17 protein-coding genes and 3 pseudogenes are annotated in these 21,583 nt (G+C 73.9%); 16 read left to right on the top strand and 4 right to left on the bottom strand.

Annotated elements, in window-relative coordinates:
- Window positions 1–384: 384 nt before the first annotated feature.
- On the bottom strand, window positions 385–810 hold the full coding sequence (locus ACGFIZ_RS26225) for an OsmC family protein (protein ID WP_393423427.1): 426 nt from the start codon (window positions 808–810) through the stop codon (window positions 385–387).
- A 115-nt stretch (window positions 811–925) separates the two neighbouring features.
- Window positions 926–1,921: a serine/threonine-protein kinase gene (locus tag ACGFIZ_RS26220; RefSeq protein ID WP_393423425.1), complete on the bottom strand. Its 996-nt coding sequence runs from the start codon at window positions 1,919–1,921 to the stop codon at window positions 926–928.
- Between the two features lie 175 nt (window positions 1,922–2,096).
- Here ACGFIZ_RS26220 and ACGFIZ_RS26215 point away from each other — a divergent pair, with 175 nt between their 5' ends.
- The 5 genes and pseudogenes from ACGFIZ_RS26215 to ACGFIZ_RS26195 all read left to right on the top strand — a co-directional run bounded on the left by ACGFIZ_RS26215 (window position 2,097) and on the right by ACGFIZ_RS26195 (window position 5,674).
- Complete coding sequence (locus ACGFIZ_RS26215; RefSeq protein ID WP_393423423.1) at window positions 2,097–2,330, top strand: hypothetical protein; 234 nt, start codon at window positions 2,097–2,099, stop codon at window positions 2,328–2,330.
- A 126-nt stretch (window positions 2,331–2,456) separates the two neighbouring features.
- Entirely contained in the window at window positions 2,457–3,197 is a 741-nt protein-coding gene (locus ACGFIZ_RS26210; protein ID WP_393423507.1) for a response regulator transcription factor, read from the top strand.
- On the top strand, window positions 3,175–4,659 hold the full coding sequence (locus tag ACGFIZ_RS26205) for a sensor histidine kinase (protein ID WP_393423421.1): 1,485 nt from the start codon (window positions 3,175–3,177) through the stop codon (window positions 4,657–4,659). The genes ACGFIZ_RS26210 and ACGFIZ_RS26205 overlap by 23 nt, the downstream gene beginning before the upstream one ends.
- Window positions 4,660–4,674: 15 nt before the next feature.
- Window positions 4,675–4,893, top strand: a pseudogene (locus ACGFIZ_RS26200) (glycosyltransferase family 2 protein); the annotation flags it as partial.
- Window positions 4,894–4,988: 95 nt separating this feature from the next.
- Window positions 4,989–5,674 (top strand): annotated as a pseudogene (locus ACGFIZ_RS26195) (helix-turn-helix domain-containing protein).
- Window positions 5,675–5,894: 220 nt separating this feature from the next.
- Here the strand turns inward: ACGFIZ_RS26195 and ACGFIZ_RS26190 are convergent.
- Entirely contained in the window at window positions 5,895–6,293 is a 399-nt protein-coding gene (locus ACGFIZ_RS26190) for a VOC family protein (protein WP_393423419.1), read from the bottom strand.
- A gap of 198 nt (window positions 6,294–6,491) precedes the next feature.
- On the opposite strand from ACGFIZ_RS26190, the gene ACGFIZ_RS26185 reads away from it, so the two are divergent.
- The 4 genes from ACGFIZ_RS26185 (at window position 6,492) to ACGFIZ_RS26170 (ending at window position 11,791) form a co-directional block, all read left to right on the top strand.
- A complete protein-coding gene (locus tag ACGFIZ_RS26185; RefSeq protein WP_347668259.1) occupies window positions 6,492–6,641 on the top strand; it encodes a hypothetical protein in 150 nt (49 codons plus the stop codon).
- 13 nt (window positions 6,642–6,654) lie between these two features.
- The gene (locus tag ACGFIZ_RS26180) at window positions 6,655–8,085 is read left to right on the top strand and encodes a class I SAM-dependent methyltransferase (protein WP_393423417.1); all 1,431 of its coding nucleotides are present in this window, start codon (window positions 6,655–6,657) and stop codon (window positions 8,083–8,085) included.
- Window positions 8,078–10,189, top strand: coding sequence for a sulfatase-like hydrolase/transferase (locus tag ACGFIZ_RS26175; protein ID WP_393423415.1), 2,112 nt, complete (start codon window positions 8,078–8,080; stop codon window positions 10,187–10,189). The genes ACGFIZ_RS26180 and ACGFIZ_RS26175 overlap by 8 nt, the downstream gene beginning before the upstream one ends.
- A gap of 318 nt (window positions 10,190–10,507) precedes the next feature.
- Complete coding sequence (locus ACGFIZ_RS26170; RefSeq protein WP_393423413.1) at window positions 10,508–11,791, top strand: citrate synthase; 1,284 nt, start codon at window positions 10,508–10,510, stop codon at window positions 11,789–11,791.
- Window positions 11,792–11,917: 126 nt separating this feature from the next.
- Here the strand turns inward: ACGFIZ_RS26170 and ACGFIZ_RS26165 are convergent, their stop codons facing one another.
- Entirely contained in the window at window positions 11,918–13,321 is a 1,404-nt protein-coding gene (locus tag ACGFIZ_RS26165; protein WP_393423411.1) for a glycosyltransferase family 4 protein, read from the bottom strand.
- Window positions 13,322–13,632: 311 nt separating this feature from the next.
- On the opposite strand from ACGFIZ_RS26165, the gene glgX reads away from it, so the two are divergent.
- The 7 genes and pseudogenes from glgX (at window position 13,633) to ACGFIZ_RS26130 (ending at window position 20,693) form a co-directional block, all read left to right on the top strand.
- Window positions 13,633–15,750, top strand: a complete 2,118-nt coding sequence (glgX, locus tag ACGFIZ_RS26160) for a glycogen debranching protein GlgX (protein WP_393423409.1) — start codon at window positions 13,633–13,635, stop codon at window positions 15,748–15,750.
- A gap of 60 nt (window positions 15,751–15,810) precedes the next feature.
- The gene (locus ACGFIZ_RS26155; RefSeq protein WP_393423407.1) at window positions 15,811–15,942 is read left to right on the top strand and encodes a hypothetical protein; all 132 of its coding nucleotides are present in this window, start codon (window positions 15,811–15,813) and stop codon (window positions 15,940–15,942) included.
- Entirely contained in the window at window positions 15,939–17,672 is a 1,734-nt protein-coding gene (treZ, locus tag ACGFIZ_RS26150) for a malto-oligosyltrehalose trehalohydrolase (RefSeq protein WP_393423406.1), read from the top strand. The genes ACGFIZ_RS26155 and treZ overlap by 4 nt, the downstream gene beginning before the upstream one ends.
- A 125-nt stretch (window positions 17,673–17,797) precedes the next feature.
- Window positions 17,798–18,748 (top strand): class A beta-lactamase, encoded by a 951-nt coding sequence (bla, locus tag ACGFIZ_RS26145; RefSeq protein ID WP_393423404.1) that lies wholly within the window; start codon window positions 17,798–17,800, stop codon window positions 18,746–18,748.
- A gap of 65 nt (window positions 18,749–18,813) precedes the next feature.
- Window positions 18,814–19,479 (top strand): annotated as a pseudogene (locus ACGFIZ_RS26140) (transposase).
- 181 nt (window positions 19,480–19,660) lie between these two features.
- The gene (locus ACGFIZ_RS26135) at window positions 19,661–20,263 is read left to right on the top strand and encodes a hypothetical protein (RefSeq protein ID WP_393423402.1); all 603 of its coding nucleotides are present in this window, start codon (window positions 19,661–19,663) and stop codon (window positions 20,261–20,263) included.
- Window positions 20,264–20,300: 37 nt separating this feature from the next.
- The gene (locus ACGFIZ_RS26130) at window positions 20,301–20,693 is read left to right on the top strand and encodes a hypothetical protein (protein ID WP_393423400.1); all 393 of its coding nucleotides are present in this window, start codon (window positions 20,301–20,303) and stop codon (window positions 20,691–20,693) included.
- Window positions 20,694–21,583 lie beyond the last annotated feature (890 nt).

The raw sequence follows: 21,583 nt of genomic DNA, 5'->3' as shown, positions 1-21,583 counted from the left end.
CGAGGCGGTCCCCGGCGGGGCCGCCAGGCGATCTTGGTATGAAATGGCCCCCCCCGAGGGGCCGATTCGCACCAAGATTTCCAGGTGATTCCGCTATGTCGGCGACACGGAGTGGATCAACAAAGCGTCGGCGCCCGCAGCGCCCGCGCGACACACCTGGGCCGCACCCGCCCGCCGGCCATGTCCGCCGGTCGCGTTCGCCGGTCGCGTCCGCGGCCATGTCCGCAGGTTGCGTTCGCCGACCATGTCCGCCGGTTGCGTTTCGCCCACCGCGTTCGCCTGCCGGACGTGGTCTGCCGGACGTGGTCTGCCGGACGTCGCCCAATGCCGCCCAGTGCCGCCCAGTGCCGCCCAGTGCCGCCCAGCACCGGCCGGCCCGCCTGGTCAGCGGCGGCCGTTGTCGGCCGGGGTGACCGTGAGCCGGTGCCGGGTGTTGTCGCCGCTGGAGAACGGCCAGAGGCGGTCCGCGTGTTCGACCAGCTCGGCGAGCTGCTGCCGGGTCAGCCCCGCCGAGGAGATGGAGGCGTGCACGTCGGCCCGGTAGCGGCCGTCGTCGTCACGGCCCAGCCGGGCCTCGGCCCGGACCTGCACGGTGTGCGCCTCGTCCGTGATCTCCCCTGCCGCCTCTACCGCCGCATGGTGCAGGCAGGACGCGAACGCGGCGGCCAGCAGTTGCTCGGGCGTCAGGCCCGTGCAGTGCGGCGCCAGCGGTGATGCCAGGGCGGTCGACAGCCCTCCGTCGTCGGTACGGACGTGGCCACCCTCGGCGGTCGCGGTGGCCTCGTGCAGCCAGGAACTCGGATCCGGCATCGCGTTCCCCCCTCAGTCATCCGCCCGGCTACCCGGCCCGGAGCCGGCGAAACCGCTGGTGCTGCCCACCCGAGGGACACCTGGGTGACCGACGCGGCCGGTCAGTCGGACGCCGTCAGGACGCCCGGTGCCGGCCCGGGCCGGCCGTGCCCTCGCCGAGTGCCGTGCCTTCGCCGAGTGCCGTGCCTTCGCCGAGCGCCGCGGCCTGCGTCGCCTCGGCCGCGGCCTCCGCGGTCCACGGGGACACCCGCTCGCGGCGCTGCCTGGGCGGGGCCGCGGCCAGCATCGGCACGTACACCCGGGCGTCCACCGCCTCGGCCAGCAGCAGCGCGGCCACCAGGCTGGTCGGCCGGCGCGCCGGTTCGTCGGCCATCAGCTGCCCGCACAGTTGCGCGACCTCGGGCGGTAGGCCGTCGACCGCCGGCAGTGGTTGTGGCGGCTGCCGGCGGCGCGCCCCGAGCAACTGGGTGGTGCTGTCGGCCGGGTACGGCAGCCGGCCGGCCAGACAGTAGTAGAGCAGCACGCCGAGGGCATACATGTCGGCGGCCGGCGTCGCCGGCTGCCGCTCGAACTGCTCCGGCGCCAGGTACGCCGGCGTGCCCACCACCATGCCGTCCGGCAGTTCGTCGGCCGCGCCGGCCGGGGTGGCGATGCCGAAGTCCAGCACCTTCACCCCGGTCGGGGTGAGCATCACGTTGGCCGGCTTCACGTCGCGGTGCACGATGCCGTGCGCGTGCGCCGCCGCCAGGGCCGCCGCGACCTCGGCGCACACCCGCACCGCGATGCGCCAGTCCAACGGCCCGGAGCGCAGGTGCACGGCCAGCGTCTCGCCCTCGGCCAGCTCCATCACGATGAACGGCACCGCCAGCCCGGGCAGCGCCTCGGCGGTGCCGAAGTCGTGCACGCTGGCCACGTTCGGGTGGACCAGCCGGGCCGCCGAGCGGGCCTCGGTCCGGATCCGCTCCACCGACCCGTCCCCGTCCCGGCCGGGGGAGATGAGCTTCACGGCGACGGCGCGATCCAGCACCCGGTCGTGGGCCTGCCAGACCTCCGACATCCCGCCGACCCCGATACGCTGTTCGAGCTCGTACCGCCCGTCCAGCGTCCTCATCGACCGCTCCTCGCCTCGTCCGCCGCCGCGTGTCCCTCTTTCCGCCCGTACCCGGCCCCCCAACAGGGCAAACCGAGCCGGTTGGTGTCGCTCCCGCCGGCCCGGCCCGTGCGGTAGCTTCCGTCGGAAGGGGCGATCCGCCCGGCGCCCCGGCCGGCGGCGGGACGGAGGGGCGATGGCCGAGGTGACCGTACGCTTCGTCGGTGGGCCAGCCCATGACCTGGTCCGGGAGGTGCCGGCCGGGCCGGACGGGGCGCCGCCGTCGCGGTGGGTGCTGCGCCACCCGGACGGCTCCGCGGCCCCGGCCGGCACCCAGGCCGACCACCTCTACGAGCGCGACCGGCGGGACGCCACCGGCGTCTGGACGATGCGCTTCGTCCGCACCGACGCGCTCGGCATGACCGAGTGACCCGCGCGGCCGGGCCCGGCATGACCGAGTGACCCGCGCGGCCGGGCCCGGCCCTGACCGCACAGCTGGTACACAGGATCCGCCGAGGCGGCGTACAGGCCGCCCTCCCACGATGGGGGCATGGTCATGGAGGGACAGGCCGCGCAGGGCCGGATCGAGCTGCGCCGGCCGGACGGGGAACCGGTGCGGGTGCTGGTGGTCGACGACGAGTCGACGCTGGCCGACCTGCTCTCGATGGCGCTGCGCTACGAGGGCTGGCAGGTCCGTACGGCGGGCACCGGGACGGCGGCGCTCAACACGGCCCGGCAGTTCCAGCCGGACGCGGTGGTGCTCGACGTGATGCTGCCGGACCTGGACGGCTTCCAGGTGCTGCGCCGGCTGCGCGAGCACAGCCCCACCGTGCCCGTGCTCTTCCTCACCGCCCGCGACGCGGTGGAGGAGCGGATCGCCGGCCTCACCGTCGGCGGCGACGACTACGTCACCAAGCCGTTCAGCCTGGAGGAGGTCATCGCCCGGCTGCGGGCGCTGCTGCGCCGCTCCGGCTTCGCGATCGCCGCCCGCGAGGAGGCGGTGCTCACCGTCGGCGACCTCAGCCTGGACGAGGACAGCCACGAGGTGCGCCGGGGCGGGCAGTTGATCATGCTCACCGCGACCGAGTTCGAGTTGCTGCGCTACCTGATGCGCAACCCCCGGCGGGTGCTCAGCAAGGCCCAGATCCTCGACCACGTCTGGAACTACGACTTCGGCGGGCAGGCCAACGTCGTCGAGCTCTACATCTCGTACCTGCGCAAGAAGATCGACGTCGGGCGGGAGCCGATGATCCACACGCTGCGGGGCGCGGGGTATGTCCTCAAGCCGGCCGACTGACCGGCTGCGCCGCTGGCTGGCCGGGCGCTCGCTGCGTACCCGGCTGGTGGCCGCCGTGGTGGCGCTGTTCGCGCTGGTCAGCGTCGCGATCGGCGGGCTGACCACGGTGGCCCTGCGGCACTACCTGGTGGGTCAGGTCGACGACCAGCTCACGGCCGGGGACCGGCGGCGTGACGCCCGGCCGCCGTGGTTCGCCGGCGCGGTCGAGTCGCGCCGCGAGATCGAGCCGCCGCCCGGGTACCCGACCGGGTCGATCGCCGTACGGCTGGCCGACGGCCGGATCGACGCGGCGCGCATCCGTACCGCGACCAGCTCCACCGAGACCCTCGCGACCGACACCGCCGCCCCGCTGGCCCGGCTGCCCGCCGACGGCCGGCCGCGCACGGTGGAGCTCGGCGCGCAGGGCGACTACCGCGCGGTCGCCCGGCGGTCGCCCGACGGCGACGTGCTGGTCTTCGCGCTGCCGCTGACCGAGGTGGAGCAGACCGTCTGGGCGATGGTGCTCGCCCAGGCCGGGGTCGCCGCCGCCGGCCTGCTCGTCGCCGGCTCCCTGGGCGCGCTGATCATCCAGGTCACGCTGCGCCCGCTGCGCCGCGTCGCCGCCACCGCCACCCGGGTCACCGAGCTGCCCCTGGACCGGGGCGAGGTGGCCCTGTCCGTGCGGATGCCGGCCGCCGACACCGACCCGCGCACCGAGGTCGGCCAGGTCGGCGGCGCGCTCAACCGGATGCTCGGCCACGTCGCCGCCGCGCTCGCCGCCCGCCAGGCCAGCGAGACCCGGGTACGCCAGTTCGTCGCCGACGCCAGCCACGAGCTGCGTACGCCCCTCGCGGCGATCCGCGGGTACGCCGAGGTGGCCCGGCGCGGCCGGGACCGGGTCCCGCCCGACGTGGCCCACGCGCTGCGCCGGGTCGAGTCGGAGAGCGCCCGGATGACCAGCCTCGTCGACGACCTGCTGCTGCTGGCCCGGCTGGACTCCGGCCGGCCCCTCGCCGTCGAGCCGGTGGACCTGACCGCCCTCGTCGTCGACGCGGTCAGCGACGCGCACGTCGCCGGCCCGGAGCACCGGTGGCAGCTCGACCTGCCCGAGGCGGAGCTGGTCGTGCCGGGCGACGCCCCCCGGCTGCACCAGGTGGTGGCCAACCTGCTGGCCAACGCGCGGGTGCACACCCCACCCGGGACGACCGTCACCACCCGGCTCGCGGCCGTGCCCGGCGGCGTCGCCCTCGACGTCGCCGACGACGGCCCCGGCATCCCCGCCGAGCTGCAGGGTGAGGTCTTCGAGCGGTTCGCCCGCGGCGACAGCTCCCGCTCCCGGGCGCACGGCAGCACCGGCCTCGGCCTGGCCATCGTGGCCGCCGTGGTGGAAGCCCACCACGGCCGGGTCGAGGTGGCGAGCCGGCCGGGCCGCACCGTGTTCACGGTGCGCCTGCCGGCGGCGGACTCCACAGCCGACGCATAGGTCGCTCATGGGAACCAGCGGGCGGGGCTGCGCAGCCACGAGGTGCCCGTGGACCGGGTCGACGACCCGGACAGCCGCGTCGACATCGTGGCGACCGCCCTGGCCGACCTGCGCGGCGTCGGCCGGCTCGGCCGGGCCCTGTTGACCGGCGCGGTGCCGCTGGCCGAGCTGCGCGAGCAGTTGGGACGGGCCCCGCTGGCGCCGCCGGCCCGGGTCCCCGTCGGGCTGCCCCGTGATCATGGGGTTGGCGGCGGTTCCGCGCCCCGTAGCGACCGTCAACCCCATGATCACCGTTCGAGGCGCGGCGGTGGCGTGGCAGGGTGGGGGGCGTGTACCGGGAGCGGGTCAGCCGGGTCGTCGGCGGGGCGGTCGTGTGGGAGAGCGTCAGCGACGGCGTCGCGCCCGTCCGGGTGCTGCCCGACGGGTGCGTCGACCTGCTCTGGTCGAGCCGGCGCGGGCTGCTCGTCGCGGGTCCGGACCGCACCGCGCACCTGTCGGCGAGCGGGCCCGGGGAGCGCTGGGTGGGCCTGCGGCTGCCGCCCGGAGCCGCGCCGGCCGTGCTCGGGGTGCCCGCCGACGAACTGCGGGACCGGCGGGCGCCGCTGGCCGACCTGTGGGGGCCCTCGGCCGCCGCGCCGGCCGAGCGGGCCGCCGCCGGCCGGCCCGCCGCCGTCCTCGAGTCCCTGGCCAGGGACCGGCTGCGCGCCGCCGGCGGGGCCGATCCGCTCGGTGCGCGCCTGGCCGTCCGGCTGGCCGCCGGGGCGCCGGTCGCGGCGGCGCCGCCGAGGTCGGGCTCGGGGCGCGGGCGCTGCACCGCCGCTGCCGGCACCTGTTCGGGTACGGCCCGAAGACCCTCGCCCGCATCCTGCGGATGCGCCGTGCCCTCGACCTGGCCCGCGCCGGGGTGCCGCTGGCCGAGGCCGCCGCCCGGGCCGGGTACGCCGACCAGGCCCACCTGACCCGGGACGTCCGCGACCTGGCCGGCGTCCCGCCCGCCACCCTGCTGCGCGGCTGACCCGCCACCCGTGGCGCGGTCGCCGGGGCAGCGGTTGCCGGGGCGATGATCAAGAGAATTGCGTCATCGGCGGCGCGAAGGGTGACGCAAAGCTCTTGATCACCGGGCCGAGCCGGGGCGGGCGGAGGCTGGGCGCGGCGCGGTGTGGCGCGGTGTGGCGTGGCGGGGGGCCGGGCCGCCGGGGCGGGAGCGGCCGGGCGGCTGCGCGCTGCGGCTGTGGTCAGGAGGCGGGCAGCGGGGCGAACAGGTCCACGCCGTTGCCGTCCGGGTCGTGCAGGACCGCGTACCGCTGGCCCCAGAACGCGTCCCACGGCGCGAGGTGGCCGTGGAACCCGGCGCCGGTCAGCTCGGCCCAGCGGCGGTCGACCTCCGCCGGGTCGGCGCAGCGGAAGGCCAGGTTGATCCGGGGGCTGCCGGTGGGCGGGGCCCAGTCGGGGTCGAAGGTGCGGACCATCTCGACCGCGTCCCAGGCCAGCCGTACGCCGCCGGGGAGGGCGACCTCCACGTGCGGTTCCGTCTCCGCGCCGGCCGGGATCTGCACGCCGAGGCGCCGGTAGAAGTCGAGGGTGCGGGCCATGTCGGTGACCGCCATGCCGATCAGGTCGAAACGAGGTGTCATGCCGCGAACCGTACGGCCGGGCCCGGCCCGGCGTCTTGAACGAATCGGACGCGGGCCGGGTGGTCGGTGTGGGCTACGCGGGACGGTCGGGCAGCGTACGGTGGCAAAGGAACAAGTCCGGCTTTCCGGGTCGAAACACCCCAGCGTGGTGCGCCCGGGTCCGCCGGTCCCACACGACGGCGAGGGGAAGGAACGGCCGTGATGCACCTGGCCTACCTGGACGCGGGATCCGGCAGCCTCATCGTGCAGGCGGTGGTCGGCGGGGCGGCCGGCGCGGCGGTGGCCGCCAAGCTCTACTGGCGTCGGCTGAGGGCCCGGTTCCGCCGGCAGCCCACCGACCGCCCCTGACCGGGCGCGGCGCATGATCGTCTCCGACACCGACGTCCGGGTCGAGCCGGGCTCGTTCCGCGACCCCGACAACCAGGTCTTCTACTCCGGCGGCGAGGTGCTGCGTGGCCTGCGCGCCCGGGCGGCCGAGCAGTGGCAGGCCCTGGCCGCCAGCGACTTCTTCCCGGCCCTGCTCGCCGCGGGCAAGGTGTGCGGCACCGAGCCGGTCGAGCCGGCGCGGTTCCCGACGCCGGACGGGACGCCGTGGGCGGCGGTGCTGCGCCACGAGCGTATCCCGTTCGTCTCCCACCCGTACGAGTGGTCGTTCGGGATGCTGCGCGACGCGACGCTGCTGCACCTGGAGATCCTGCGCGCGGCGCTGCCGGCCGGCTTCACCACGAAGGACGGCTCGGCCTACAACCTGCAGTGGCGGGGCGCCCGGCCGGTCTTCATCGACGTCGGCTCGTTCGAGCCCGCCCGCGACGGCGAGCCGTGGGCCGGGTACCGGCAGTTCTGCCAGACCATGCTCTACCCGCTGCTGCTCACCGCCCACCTCGGCGTGGACTTCCAGCCCTGGCTGCGCGCCCAGGTGGACGGCATCCCCCCGGAGCAGATGCGGCGGCTCTTCGGCGGGGCACGCCGGCTGCGGTCCGGCGTGCCCACCCACGTGCACCTGCACGGCGCCCTGCAACGGCGGCACGCCACCGCGAGCACCAGCGAGGTCCAGGCCGAACTGCGCACGGCCGGGTACTCCCGGGAGCTGGCCCTGGCCGCCGTGCGCCGCATCGAGCGGCTGGTCCGCCGGCTGCGGCCCGCCGCCGCCACCACCCACTGGGTCGACTACCAGCGCACCTGCACCTACTCCGGGCAGGACCGGGCGGCCAAGGAGCGGTTCGTCGAGGTGGCGCTGGCCGACGGCCCCCGTCCCGGCCTGGTGCTCGACCTCGGCGCCAACGACGGCCGGTACGCCCGGATCGCCGCCCGGCACGCCGGCTACGTCGTCGCGGTCGAGCAGGACCCGGCCGTGGTCGACCAGCTGTACGCGACGCTGCGCGCCGGGTACGAGCGGCGGATCCTGCCGCTGGTGATGGACCTGGCCGACCCGTCGCCCGGCGGCGGTTGGCGCGGCGTCGAGCGGGCCGGCTTCACCGCCCGGGCGCGCGCGGACCTGGTCCTGGCCCTGGCGGTGGTCCACCACCTGGCGATCGGGCGCAACGTGCCGCTGGCCGAGGTGGTCGACCAGCTCGCCGCCGCCTGCGCCCCGGGCGGCCGGCTGGTGGTCGAGTTCGTCCACCCCGACGACCCGATGGCCCGGCGCCTGCTGGCCAACAAGCCGGCCGGCCTCTTCGCCGACTACCACCCGGAGGAGTTCGCGCGGCTGCTCGCCGCCCGGTGCCGTGTGCAGCGGCGGGTCGAGCTGCCCTGTGGCACCCGCACGCTGTACCAGGCGGTGGTGGGTGGCTGACGCGACCCCGGCGCCCCCGGCGCCCGCCCCGGCGCCCGACCGGCCGGCCCCCGCCCCGGCGCCCGACCGGCCGGCCCCCGACCCGGTGGCCTCCGTCCCGGCCCCTGGCCGCACCGGCGGCCCCGGCTGGTGGCGGCCCGAGCTGGGTCGGCTGCTGGAGGTCGTCGCGCTGGTCGGGCTGGTGGTCACCCAGCCGGTGCTCGACGTGCTCGGCCGCAGCCCCGACTTCTTCCTGTTCCACCGGGCCACGCAGGGCGAGATCCTGGCCCTGGTGGCGCTGGTCGCCCTGGCGCCCACCCTGCCGGTCGCCCTGCTCGGCGTGGCGAGCCGGCTGGCCGGGCGGGTCGTGCGGGCGGCGGTGCACACCGGGCTCGTCGGCCTGCTGCTCGCGGCTCTCGCCGTCCAGGTGGGGCGGCAGGCCACGCCGCTGCGGGGCGTACCGCTGCTGCTGGTGGCGGCGGTGGCCGGCGCGGCCGGGGCGGCCGCCCACCGGCGGTGGCGCGGGCCGGGCCGGGTGCTGCGGGTGGCCGCGGCCGGGCCGCTGGTCTTCGTGGCGCTGTTCCTGTTCGCATCCCCGGCCTCGGCGGTGGTGCTGCCGCGCGGCCACTCCGGCGCCGCCGCCGTGGCAGGGCCGGGTGAGCACCCGCCGGTGGTCATGCTGGTCCTCGACGAGCTGCCGCTGGTCTCCCTGCTGGGCCCGGACGGCCGGATCGACGCCGCCCGCTACCCGCACTTCGCGGAGCTGGCGGACGCCTCCACCTGGTACCGCAACGCCACCGGGGTCAGCGGCTGGACGCCGTACGCGCTGCCGGCCATGCTCACCGGCCGGTATCCCGCGCAGCCGCTCGCCCCGCACTACTCGCAGTACCCCGACAACCTGTTCACCGCCCTCGGCGGCCTGTACGACATCCGCGCCGAGGAGAGCATCACCCGGCTCTGCCCGCCCAGCCGCTGCGACCAGCCGGTCAGCCCGGCCCAGGGGCTGGGCACCCTGGTCCGGGAGAGCGGCAGGCTGCTGGGCCGGCTCGCCGCCCCCGTGGACAGCCGGATCGACCCGGAGGAGTCCTACCGCGAGCTGACCGCCGCCGAGGCCGGCCTGGACGCCGCCGAGCCGGCGCCGGCCGACCCGAGGTTCCGCTGGGCCAACCTGAACGACAACCAGCCGGCCCGGTTCACCACCTTCCTCGCGGGGCTGCGCCCGAGCGACCGGCCCACCCTGCACTTCCTGCACCTGCTGATGCCGCACCCGCCGTGGACGTACCTGCCGTCCGGCGCCCGGTACGACGCCCCGCAGGACCTGCCGAACGACGGCGAGGGCTGGGTGGACCTGGCCCGGCAACGGCACCTGGCGCAGCTGGCGTACACCGACCGGCTGATCGGCGAGACGCTGCGCACCCTGCGCGCCACCGGCCTGTACGACAGGGCCCTGCTGGTGGTCACCGCCGACCACGGGGTCAGCTTCACCAGGGGCTTCCAGGGGCGGGGGATGGACGCCATCCGGGCGGCGCCCGGGGAGGTGACCTGGGTACCGACGTTCGTCAAGGAACCCGGCCAGCGGGCCGGCCGGATCGACGACCGCAACTGGGAGCACGTCGACCTGCTGCCCACCGTCGCCGACGCCGCCGGGGTGCGGATCCCCTGGCCCGTCGACGGGCGCTCCGCCCGACAGCCGGCGCGCGAGCGCGCCGACAAGCGGTTCTACGACCGCCCCGGCGAGCCCGTCACCTTTCCCGGCGGGGTGCCCGCCCCGCCGCCCGCGCCGCGGCCGCACCCGCTGGTCGGCACGACCGTGGGGGAGCGGCCGGGTGGCGGCACGGCCCGGGTCGCCAACCTCGCCGCGTTCGCCGCCGTCGACCCGGCGAGCGGCCAACTGCCGGCCCTGGTCTGGGGCACCGTCCCGCCGGCCGTCGGCGACGGCACGCTGCTCGCGGTGGCGGTCAACGGCCGGGTCGGGGCCGTCGTGCCGGTGGTGCCGGCGGACCCCGGCGGCCGTCGCTTCGCCGCGCTGCTGGCCGACGACTCCCTGTTCCGGGCCGGCGCCAACCGCCTGGACGTGTACCGGGTCGCGGCCGACGACGACCTGCGCCGGCTGAGTCTTTCCTGAGAGTTTCGGAAGGAGGGGCCACTGTCAGCGCCTCCGCGCCTGGCAGGAGACCCTTTGGCGCTTTGCCGCGGTTCGGCGCGCCGCCCGGGTGCTTCCCGGTGTCGTGAGAGCGTCCCCCGGGCCCTGCCGGACATTCCCCTGACCGCCCGCGGCGCCTCCCGGCGGCGCCCGGACCGACGGGTTTCCCCGTGTGCTGGTCGGGAATCGCGTGACGCATGCCTCACCGCCGAACCACGGCGGGCGGTGTCCACGCAACCGTGTTTACGGTGAAAGCGAAGGCAATTTCAACGCAGATCTGCCGGCGAAGCGAGGAACCACATGACGGAAGTCAAGCTCGATCACCCCGGTGGGCAGCTTTCGATGCCGGTACGGTCGGCGGTCGAAGGCCCCGACGGGCTCGTGGTGAGCAAGCTGCTCAAGGACACCGGGATGACGACGTACGACCCCGGCTTCGTCAACACCGCGGCCTGCTCGTCCGCGATCACGTACATCGACGGCGACGCGGGCATCCTGCGGTACCGGGGCTACCCGATCGAGCAGCTCGCCGAGAAGTCCTCCTTCCTGGAGGTCTCCTACCTGCTGATCTACGGGGAGCTGCCGAGCCAGCAGCAGCTGACCGAGTTCGGCGAGCGGATCCGGCGGCACTCGCTGCTGCACGAGGAGATGCGCCGGTTCTTCGACGGCTTCCCCCGCGACGCCCACCCGATGGCCGTGCTGTCCTCTGCCGTCAGCGCCATCTCCACCTTCTACCAGGACAGCCTGGACCCGTTCGACGCCGAGCACGTCGAGATGTCGATGGTCCGGCTGATGGCGAAGGTCCCCACCATCGCGTCGTACGCGTACAAGAAGTCCATCGGCCAGCCGCTGCTGTACCCGGACAACTCCCTCGGGTACGTGGAGAACTTCCTGCGGATGACGTTCGGCGTGCCGGCGGAGGCGTACGAGGTCGACCCGGTGATGGCCCGGGTGCTGGACATGCTGTTCGTCCTGCACGCCGACCACGAGCAGAACTGCTCCACCTCCACCGTGCGGCTGGTCGGCTCCAGCAACGCCAACCTCTTCGCCTCGGTCTCGGCCGGCGTGAACGCGCTGTTCGGGCCGCTGCACGGCGGCGCCAACCAGGCCGTGCTGGAGATGCTGCAGCGGATCCAGGCCGACGGCGGCGACGTCCGGACCTTCGTGCAGAAGGTCAAGGACCGGCAGGAGGGCGTGAAGCTGATGGGCTTCGGCCACCGGGTCTACAAGAACTACGACCCGCGCGCCGCCATCGTCAAGCAGGCCGCCCAGGACGTGCTCGGCCGGATGTCCAAGCCGGACCCGCTGCTGGACATCGCGGTGCAGCTGGAGGAGATCGCCCTCGCGGACGACTTCTTCGTCTCCCGCCGGCTCTACCCGAACGTCGACTTCTACACCGGCCTGATCTACAAGGCCATGGGCTTCCCGACGAAGATGTTCACCGTGCTCTTCGCCCTCGGCCGGCTCCCCGGCTGGATCGCCCAGTGGCGCGAGATGATCAACGACCCGGAGACCAAGATCGGCCGGCCGCGGCAGGTCTACACCGGTTCCCCCGAGCGGGCGTACGCCCCGCTCGCGGAGCGCTGACCCGCAGGCTCACGACGACGGGCCGCCGACCCCAGCCGGGGTGGGCGGCCCGTCCGCGTCTCCCGCCGCGTTCCGGCGGGAGACGCGTCAACAGGCGCCCTGCTCCACCGGAAGTGTCAACGGGCCTTACCGCAGGCCCGCGGTGGCGAGCAGGTTGCCCTCGGCGATCCGCGGCGCGGTGCGGCCCTCGGCCATCCGCCGGGCGGCCCGCTCGGCCGTGAACGCCGGCGCCGAGGCGACCGCCGCCGCGTACGCCGCCGCGGTGCGCTGCGCGATCGACGCCCAGCCGTACCGCTGGTGCACCAGCGCGCGGGCCCGCCGGGCCAGTGTCCGGGCGCGCTCGGTGTCCGACAGCAGCGCGTGCACCGCCTCGCTGAGCCCGTCCGGGTCCTGCGGGGCGAACGTCATCCCGGTGACGCCGGGCTCCACGATCTCGGCGAGCCCGCCGGTGGCGGAGACGGCCAGCGGCGCCCCGGCCGCCGCGCCCTCCAGGGCGACCATGCCGAACGGCTCGTAGATGCTCGGCACCGCGAAGCAGTCCGAGGCGGCCATCACCGCGGGCAGGTCGGTGCCGCCGAGGAAGCCCGGCATGCTGACCGCGCCGCCGAGGCCGAGCCGCTGCACGTCGGCCTCCAGCTCCGGCTTGTACGGCCCGTCGCCGACGATCACCGCGCGCAGCCCGGGGTGCCGCTCCCGCAGCCGGGGCAGCCCGGCGAGCAGGTGCTGCACGCCCTTCTCGTACACCAGCCGGCCGGCGAACGTGACCAGGGGGCCGTCGCCGGCGAACCGGGCGCGCGCGGACGCGACCGCCGCGGCCGGGACGTGCCAGCGGTGCGGCTCCACGCCGTTGGGCACCACGTCGACCCGGGCCGTCGGCACGCCGAACAGCGCCGTCACCTCGTCGCGCAGGTAGCCGGAGCAGGCGATCACGCGGTTGGACTCGGTGCTGAGCCAGTGTTCGACGCCGTGGATGGTGCGGTTCATCTCGTCGGGGAGCCAGCCCTGGTGTCGGCCGGCTTCGGTGGCGTGGACGGTGGTGACGAGGGGGAGGTCGAGGTGGTCGCGCAGGGTGATGGCGGTGTGGGCGACGAGCCAGTCGTGGGCGTGGATGGTGTCGTAGGTCTCGGCTTCGCTGGCGCGCAGGGCGGTGCGGGTGAGGGTGTGGTTGAAGGCCATGGTCCACGCGAGGAGGCTGCCGGTGGCGAGGGGGAAGGTGACGGGGTCTTCGGGGGCGCGCAGGATGCGGACGCCGTCGGCGTATTCCTCGAGGGGTGCGCCGGGGGCGTGGCGGGTGATGACGGTGACGTGGTGGCCGGCGGCGGCGAGGGCGACGGAGAGGGCGTGGACGTGGCGGCCGAGGCCGCCGACGAGCACCGGCGGGTACTCCCAGGACAGCATCAGGATCCGCTGGGTCCCCGGCGCCGGGCCCGGGTCGGCGGACTGCGGGGTCGAGGGCCGCGAGGTGGGGACCGGCCGGCAGGCCCGGTCGGTGGCGGCGGCGGTGGGCTCGCCGGACCGCAGGATGTTCACAACAAAACTCCGTCCGTGCAGGGTGAGGCGCGCCGGCGACGATGCCGGCGGAAAAGAAGAAGAGGGGACGGCCAGGGGGCCGGATGGGTCGGGCGCGGACGCCCGCATCAAGGAATAGGGCATCCGGGGCCGAACCGCATCCCGGGAGGGCCGTCCGTGAGCGAAGACACCCGAAAGCCCGATTCCGGGTCGGCTGGGCGGATCTGGTGATGGCCCGAACGGGTGGATTGGGTCGACGGCCGGCCGGGCATTAGCGGCGTGCGCGCCCGGCAGCCGATCCGGGGCGCTCCTGTTCTTGACAAGGGAGCGACATGCAGGTCTGGCCGGGCGAGCGGTATCCCCTGGGGGCGACCTACGACGGGATGGGCACCAACTTCGCGATCTTCTCCGAGGTGGCCGAGCGGGTGGAGCTGTGCCTCTTCGACGAAGGGGACGCCACCTCGGAGCGCCGGATCGAGCTGCGCGAGGTCGACGCCTACGTCTGGCACGCGTACCTGCCGGGCGTCGAGCCGGGGCAGCGGTACGGCTACCGCGTCCACGGCCCGTACGCCCCGGCCGAGGGGCTGCGCTGCAACCCGCACAAGCTGCTGCTCGACCCGTACGCGAAGGCGATCGACGGGGACGTCGAGTGGCACCCCGCCGTCTACGACCACGACCTGGGCGACCCGGAGCGGATGTCGGAGACCGACTCGGCCCCGTACGTGCCGAGGTCCGTCGTGGTGAACCCGTACTTCGACTGGGGCAACGACAGGCCGCCGCGCACCCCGTACCACCACTCGGTGATCTACGAGGCGCACGTGCGCGGCCTGACCATGCGCCACCCCGACATCCCCGACGAGCTGCGCGGCACGTACGCGGCCATCGCCTCGCCGCCGATGATCGAGCACCTGACCCGGCTCGGGATCACCGCGATCGAGCTGATGCCGGTGCACCAGTTCGTGCACGACCACCGGCTGGCCGACCTGGGGCTGCGCAACTACTGGGGCTACAACACGATCGGCTTCTTCGCCCCGCACCACGGCTACTCCGCCACCGGCCCCCTCGGCCAGCAGGTGCAGGAGTTCCGCGGCATGGTCAGGGCGCTGCACGCCGCCGGCATCGAGGTCATCCTCGACGTCGTCTACAACCACACCGCCGAGGGCAACCACCTGGGCCCGACGCTGAGCTTCAAGGGGATCGACAATCCCAGCTACTACCGGCTCGCCGAGTCCGACCGGCGGTACTTCGTCGACTACACCGGCACCGGCAACAGCCTCAACGTGCGCAGCCCGCACTCCCTGCAACTGATCATGGACTCGCTGCGCTACTGGGTGCAGGAGATGCACGTCGACGGGTTCCGCTTCGACCTCGCCGCGACCCTGGCCCGCGAGTTCTACGAGGTCGACCGCCTCTCCACGTTCTTCGAGGTGGTCCAGCAGGACCCGGTGGTCAGCCAGGTCAAGCTGATCGCCGAGCCGTGGGACGTCGGCCCGGGCGGCTACCAGGTGGGCAACTTCCCGCCGATGTGGACCGAGTGGAACGGCAAGTACCGCGACACCGTGCGGGACTTCTGGCGCGGCGAGCCCGCCACCCTCGCCGAGTTCGCCTCCCGGATCTCCGGCTCCGCCGACCTCTACCAGGACGACGGCCGCCGCCCCTTCCACAGCATCAACTTCGTCACCTGCCACGACGGGTTCACCCTCGCCGACCTCGTGTCGTACGACGCGAAGCGCAACGAGGCCAACGGCGAGGAGAACCGGGACGGCGAGAGCCACAACCGGTCCTGGAACTGCGGCGTCGAGGGCGACACCGACGACCCCGGCGTGCTGGCCCTGCGGGCGCGGCAGCGGCGCAACTTCCTGGCCACCCTGCTGCTGTCCCAGGGCGTGCCGATGATCGGCCACGGCGACGAGCTGGGCCGCACCCAGCGCGGCAACAACAACGCCTACTGCCAGGACAACGAGCTGGCCTGGGTCGACTGGGCGCACGCCGACGGGTCGCTGCTGGAGTTCGTCCGAGGGCTGGTCGCCTTCCGCCGCCGGCACCAGGTGTTCCGCCGCCGCCGGTTCTTCACCGGCCTGCCCGTGGGCGGCCGGGCCGCCGGCTCCGACCTGCCCGACCTGGCCTGGTACACCCCCGACGGGCGGGAGATGACCGGCGAGGACTGGGGCGACGACTTCGGCCGCGCGGTGGCGCTGTTCGTCAACGGCGACGGCATCCGTGAGCGCGGCCAGTACGGCCAGCGCCACCGGGACGACTCGTTCCTGCTCTGCTTCAACGCCCACGACGGGCCGTTGGACTTCACCCTGCCCGGCCAGGAGTTCGGTAGTCGCTGGGAGCTGGTGATCAGCACGGCCGAACCCGACCCGGAGAAGTCGACCCTCGTCGAGGCGGGCGGCGCGATCTGCGTCCCGGACCGCTCACTGGTCGTCCTGGAGCGGGCGCCGTGACCACGTCCTCCGCCCCTCGACCGGCCCCGCGGGCGCGGGGGTCGGCCCCACGTACCGGGGGTGCGCCCCGGCTTCGACCTGGCCCCCACCGCCGGAGGGGTCTACAGTGGCGGTGAGCTGCTGCTTTCCGACCTCCTGGCCACCTTCCCCGTGGCGCTGCTGGCGTCCGCCGAGTCCGTGGAGGCACGATGACCGAGTTCACGGTGTGGGCGCCCGAAGCCGCCCGCGTCCGGCTGCGCCTGCCCGGCGGGCGCGACCGCGAGATGATCTCCGTGTCGGGCGGCTGGTGGCGGGCGGAGGCGCCCGGCACGGGCCCCGGCACCGACTACGCCTTCGTCCTCGACGACTCCGACCGGGCGCTGCCCGACCCCCGCTCCGCCTGGCAGCCGGCCGGGGTGCACGGCCCGAGCCGGCTCTACGACCACGCGGCGTTCCGCTGGACCGACGTCGCCTGGACCGGCCGCCAGCTGCCCGGCGGCATCCTGTACGAGCTGCACGTCGGCACGTTCACCCCGGAGGGCACCTTCGACGCGGTGATCGACCGCCTCGACCACGTCGTCGACCTCGGCGTCGACATGGTCGAGCTGCTGCCGGTCAACGCGTTCGACGGCGAGCGCAACTGGGGTTACGACGGCGTCTGCTGGTTCGCCCCGCACGAGCCGTACGGCGGTCCCGACGGGCTGAAACGCCTCGTCGACGCCGCCCACGCCAAGGGGCTGGGGGTGATCCTCGACGTCGTCTACCACCATTTCGGGCCCTCCGGGGCCTACGCGCCGACGTTCGGCCCCTACCTCAGGGAGCGCAGCAACCCGTGGGGGCGCGCCGTCAACCTCGACGGCCCGCAGTCGGACGAGGTCCGCCGCTACGTCGTCGACAGCGTGCTGATGTGGCTGCGCGACTACCACGTCGACGGCCTGCGCCTGGACGCCGTGCACGCGATGCCGGACACCCGCGCCACCCACCTGCTGGAGGAACTGGCGATCGAGGTGGAGGCGCTGTCGACCCACCTGGGTCGGCCGCTGGCGCTGATCGCCGAGTCCGACCTCAACGATCCCCGGCTGATCACCCCCCGCGAGGCCGGCGGGTACGGCCTGCACGCCCAGTGGAACGACGACGCCCACCACGCCCTGCACACCGTGCTCACCGGGGAGCGGCAGGGCTACTACGGCGACTTCGGCTCGCTGGAGAGCCTGGCCGACGTGCTCACCGGCGGGTACTTCCACGCCGGCACCTGGTCCAGCTTCCGCAACCGCAGCCACGGCCGCCCCGTCGACCGGCAGCGCGTCCCGGGGCACCGCTTCGTGGCGTACCTGCAGAACCACGACCAGGTCGGCAACCGGGCCACCGGCGACCGGCTCGCCGCGACGCTGTCCCCGGCGCTGCTGCGGGTGGGGGCGACGCTGCTGCTCACCGCCCCGTTCACGCCGATGCTGTTCATGGGCGAGGAGTGGGCGGCCAGTACCCCCTGGCAGTTCTTCACCAGCCACCCGGAGCCGGAGCTGGCGGCGGCGGTGGCCGCCGGCCGGCGGCGGGAGTTCGCCGCCCACGGTTGGCCGGCGGGCGACGTGGCGGACCCGCAGGACCGGGAGACCTTCCTGCGCTCCCGGCTCGACTGGGCCGAGCTGGACAAGCCCGAACACCGCCGGATGTACGACTTCTACCGGCGGCTGATCGCGCTGCGCAGGAGCCGGTCCGACCTGTCCGACCCCCGGCTGTACGACGTCGACGTCCGCCACGGCGACCGGTTCCTGCTCGTGCGGCGCGGCGAGTGCCTGGTGGTGGCGAACCTCGCCGGCAAGCCTCAGCGGGTCACCCTGCCCGGCGTGGTGCGCAGCGTACTGCTGACCACCGGCACCGGGGTCACGGTGATGCGCGACGGACTGGAGCTGCCGGCGGAGACGGCCGCCGTCGTCGCCCTCTGACCCTCTCCCGGCGTATCCCGCCCGCTGTTCGGAGGCCATCCGCCCCGTGGTGTCGCCGACGTGAGCGTACGGTGACGGTGTCGACACGCTCCCGTCGGGGGCGTTTCACGGAGGGAACCACGGGGATGACGTTCTCTGCCCGACGCCGCGCCGTCCTGGCGTGCGCCGTCCTGGCGCTCGCCGCGCCCGCCGCCTGCACGTCCACCGACACCCCCACCCCGTCGGCTCCCGCGCCGCCCGCCTCCGCCGCCGACGCGTCGGCGGGCCCGGCCGCCACCGGCTCGTCGGACCCGGGCTTCGGGCGGCTGGAGGCCCGCTTCGGCGCGCGGCTCGGCGTGTACGCGGTGGACACCGGGTCCGGCCGCACCGTCGCATACCGCCCCGACGAGCGGTTCGCCTACGCCTCCACGATCAAGGCCCTCGCCGCCGCGGCGGTGCTGGACGAGACGTCGTCGGCGCAGCTCGACGAGGTCGTCCGCTACAAGATGAGCGACCTCGTGCCGTACTCGCCGGTCACCGGCAAGCACGTCGCGGACGGGATGACGCTGCGGGCGCTGGCCGACGCGGCGGTGCGGTACAGCGACAACACCGCTGGGAACCTGCTGCTGGCCCGGCTCGGCGGGCCGGAGGGGCTGGAGCGGGCGCTGCGCGACCTCGGCGACCGGGTCACCGAGGTCGCGCGCGTCGAGCCCGACCTCAACGAGGCCGCCCCGGGCGACGTCCGGGACACCAGCACGGCGCGAGCCCTGGCGACGGACCTGCGGGGGTACGCGCTCGGCGACGCCCTCTCCGCCGAGGACCGCGCCGTGCTGGTGGACTGGCTCAGGGGCAACCCGACCGGAGCGACGCTGATCCGGGCCGGGGTGCCCGCCGGATGGGAGGTCGGCGACAAGAGCGGCACGGGCGGGTTCGGCACCCGCAACGACATCGCCGTGGTGTGGCCGACCGGCGGCGACCCGATCGTGCTCGCCGTGCTGTCCCGCCGCGACGACAGGGACGCCTCCCACGACGACGCGCTGATCGCGCAGGCGGCGAGGGTGGCGGTCGCCGAACTGCGCGGCGAGCGGGTCTCCTAGGGCGAGTCTTGTGGATCTTCGAGGGTGGATCCGGTAGATAGATTGGCATGTCGTGACGGCATGAACTGACCGATGACGAGTGGGTGCTGCTGGCGCCGTTGCTGTCAGCGGACTCGTCGCGTGGGGGCCGGTGGCGTGATCACCGGACGACCATCTCCGGGACCTTGTACCGGGAACGTACTGGGATTCCGTGGCGTGACCTGCCGGAGCGGTTCGGTCCGTGGAAGACGGTCTATCAGCGGAAACGTAGGTGGGCGATGGACGGTACCTGGCTGACCGGCGTTGCCGTCCGATCGCCCGGCACACCACGTGCGGGCAGCGGGCCGACTGCACCCGGCTTCACGCAGGTCATGGCCGCCATCCGGATTGCCCGCCGGGTCGGCCGGCCCCGTACGCGCCCCGGGTTTGTCCTGGCTGACAAGGCGTACAGCTCGAAGACCATCCGTTCTCACCTACGCCGCCGCGGCATCTAGGCCACGATCCCGGTCAAGGCTGACCAGGTGGCCAACCGCCGCAAGAAGGGATCTCGCGGCGGCCGGCCACCGACCTTCGACCGGGAGCGCTACAAGCAGCGCAACACCGCTGAGCGGGCGTTCAACAAGCTCAAGCAGTTCCGGGCGGTCGCGACCAGGTACGACAAGCGCGACTACATGTACCGGGCCACCGTCGACATCGCCACGATGAAGATCTGGCTACACGACCTCACCCGAGATCGACCAGACACGGCCTAGATCATCCACCTGCCAGGCATCCATGGCGGGATACGACACGGGGCGACAGCGAAGTCGGACCGCAAGTCGGTATTCCTCCCTCGTTCACGATAAGTGAGCGTGTAAGGCGTACTCGGTGAGGCTTCGTACGGCACACCCGGCCGCTCGAGAGCAACCATTCCTAGAGAAGGAGGCACCACACGTGCGCACCCCGCATCTCCTCCGGCTCGCCGCAGCCGTCGTCCTGGCCGGCGCCGGCCTCGTCGCCGCGGCCCCGGCGCAGGCCGCCACGCCCGAACCCGCCGTCCCCGCCGACCAGGGCACCCAGCCGAAGGTGACCTACACGGCCACTACCAGCCCGGAGGCGCAGAAGGCCGGCCTGAAACTGGTCGTCAACGAGGACGGCCGCTGGCAGGTACAGCAGGCTCAGAAGCCCGGCGGGGCCGGCACCTTGGCCTACCCGATCTCGTACTGCACCGGCAACTTCACCGGGCCGCGCATGATCTCGACCTGGACGCTGGACTTCGGCGGCGAGCAGACCTGCGACAACTACCGGGACTGGCCGCATCGGATCATCGTTACGCTGGAGTCGACCTGCTCCGACTGGTGGTGCGTCGTCTTTCAGGAGGAGGGGTCCATCGACTCCGGCTGGCGCAGCCAGCGGGTGGCGTCGGCCTACGGCGGTCTCGGCTGCGACAACCTTGGCCGCCGTAAGTACCGCAACACCGTCGACGTCTACGCCCGAGGCGTCTACATCGGCGGGGCCGTGGGCACGTACGAGCCGGTGCTGTCCTGCTCGATGTGACCCAGGCCAGGGCCGGTGGATGGATAGGGTGACCGCCATGCAGGTTCCCACACCGCGGCTGCTCGCCCCGCCGGCCCTGCTCGGCCGAGTCGCCGGCATCGCCCTGCTGCACTGGGGTGTGGTCGACGGGCCGAACGGGCTGTCGCTGGTGGTCGAGGTGATCGACGAAGAGCAGACCGGGGCCCTCCAGGAAGGGGCGTGGAAGGACCCCGGCGTCGACGCGGTGGTCATCACCGCCACCGGCCGCGACGGCGAGCCGGTGCCGGCGAAGGACGTCATGCGGGCCACCGGTCGGGGCTTCCAGCGGTGGACGGCCAGCTTCCAACGCCACGGCGGCCCGGTCCGGACCGACCCGGCCGCCCCGCTGACCGTCACCGCCCGTCCGCTCGACCTGACCCGGACCATCGACCTCACCCAGTCCCCCGGGTAGGCGGTGACCAGACGGCGACCCCGAACGGGCGGGGGTCGCCGTCGTCACACATCCGCTACACGACACGCACGGCCCCTCCACCTCGACAGGTCTTCCGACCATGACTATCGAAACTGATCGAGCGCCGACCGCGTCTGCCATCCACCAAGTTCGGCCGCTGCGGCATTGGTCTCGCCTACCAGGTCGGCCGCACTCTTTCGCAGCTCGTCGCGCAGTTCATTGGCAACCGTGCTGCCCTGGCCAGCACCGCCGGCTCGACGCGAAGTTCCACCACCGAGCGCCCTCCCCCGAAGTGTCGCGAGCCCACAGTAATCGCGCCAGCTCGAAGAGCATCGCAATTCCGGCCTGGCCTACCGCCAGGAGACATTGTGAGCAACGGGCCACCAACAATGCTTCGCCGTCGGCTCGGACCTACCGCGCTGCTGCCTCACCCGCCGCTCGGGTCGGGTGCAGCTACGCGATGTCCAGCCGCTCCGGCAACGGGGAAGAAGGGTGGCGGCTTGCCAGCGTCAAGGGCATGCTGAACGCACAACCTTCAGATCGCCGCACAACACGTGATGGCATTTCTGCAAAGAGGAGGATTGCGTGGCTCGCCACGCGGAGACGGTGATCACGCCGAACGCTCAGCTGAGAAATGCCCGCGCTCGCACGCGGTCGCCTAACAGGCCGGGGCAGTCCTTGTCCCGCGCCGAGCTGGCAGATGCGGTCAACGCCGAGTTGGCGCGAGCCTTCCCTGGCCGCGACGTCGCTGCGCATTACGTTGACTTCCGGTGGGTGGGCAAGCTGGAACGAGGGGGTGCGCCACGAGGCGCCTGGTTGTATCCCCGGCGCAGCCGGGAGGAACTCGAAGGGAGGTTCCTGGGTCCGATGGCTTACCTGGATCCGAAAGG

This window comes from Micromonospora sp. NPDC048830, assembly GCF_043198215.1.
Classification (GTDB): domain Bacteria; phylum Actinomycetota; class Actinomycetes; order Mycobacteriales; family Micromonosporaceae; genus Micromonospora.
Note: the sequence above shows the minus strand (reverse complement) of the source record. Positions and strands in the feature narration are given on the sequence as shown.

Coding starts and splice junctions, on each gene's coding strand:
- ACGFIZ_RS26225 (WP_393423427.1), bottom strand. CDS start 810: ATGCCGGATCCGAGTTCCTGGCTGCACGAGGCCACCGCGACCGCCGAG.
- ACGFIZ_RS26205 (WP_393423421.1), top strand. CDS start 3,175: ATGTCCTCAAGCCGGCCGACTGACCGGCTGCGCCGCTGGCTGGCCGGG.
- ACGFIZ_RS26215 (WP_393423423.1), top strand. CDS start 2,097: ATGGCCGAGGTGACCGTACGCTTCGTCGGTGGGCCAGCCCATGACCTG.
- glgX (WP_393423409.1), top strand. CDS start 13,633: ATGCAGGTCTGGCCGGGCGAGCGGTATCCCCTGGGGGCGACCTACGAC.
- bla (WP_393423404.1), top strand. CDS start 17,798: ATGACGTTCTCTGCCCGACGCCGCGCCGTCCTGGCGTGCGCCGTCCTG.
- ACGFIZ_RS26220 (WP_393423425.1), bottom strand. CDS start 1,921: ATGAGGACGCTGGACGGGCGGTACGAGCTCGAACAGCGTATCGGGGTC.
- ACGFIZ_RS26170 (WP_393423413.1), top strand. CDS start 10,508: ATGACGGAAGTCAAGCTCGATCACCCCGGTGGGCAGCTTTCGATGCCG.
- ACGFIZ_RS26180 (WP_393423417.1), top strand. CDS start 6,655: ATGATCGTCTCCGACACCGACGTCCGGGTCGAGCCGGGCTCGTTCCGC.
- ACGFIZ_RS26210 (WP_393423507.1), top strand. CDS start 2,457: ATGGAGGGACAGGCCGCGCAGGGCCGGATCGAGCTGCGCCGGCCGGAC.
- ACGFIZ_RS26190 (WP_393423419.1), bottom strand. CDS start 6,293: ATGACACCTCGTTTCGACCTGATCGGCATGGCGGTCACCGACATGGCC.
- ACGFIZ_RS26130 (WP_393423400.1), top strand. CDS start 20,301: ATGCAGGTTCCCACACCGCGGCTGCTCGCCCCGCCGGCCCTGCTCGGC.
- treZ (WP_393423406.1), top strand. CDS start 15,939: ATGACCGAGTTCACGGTGTGGGCGCCCGAAGCCGCCCGCGTCCGGCTG.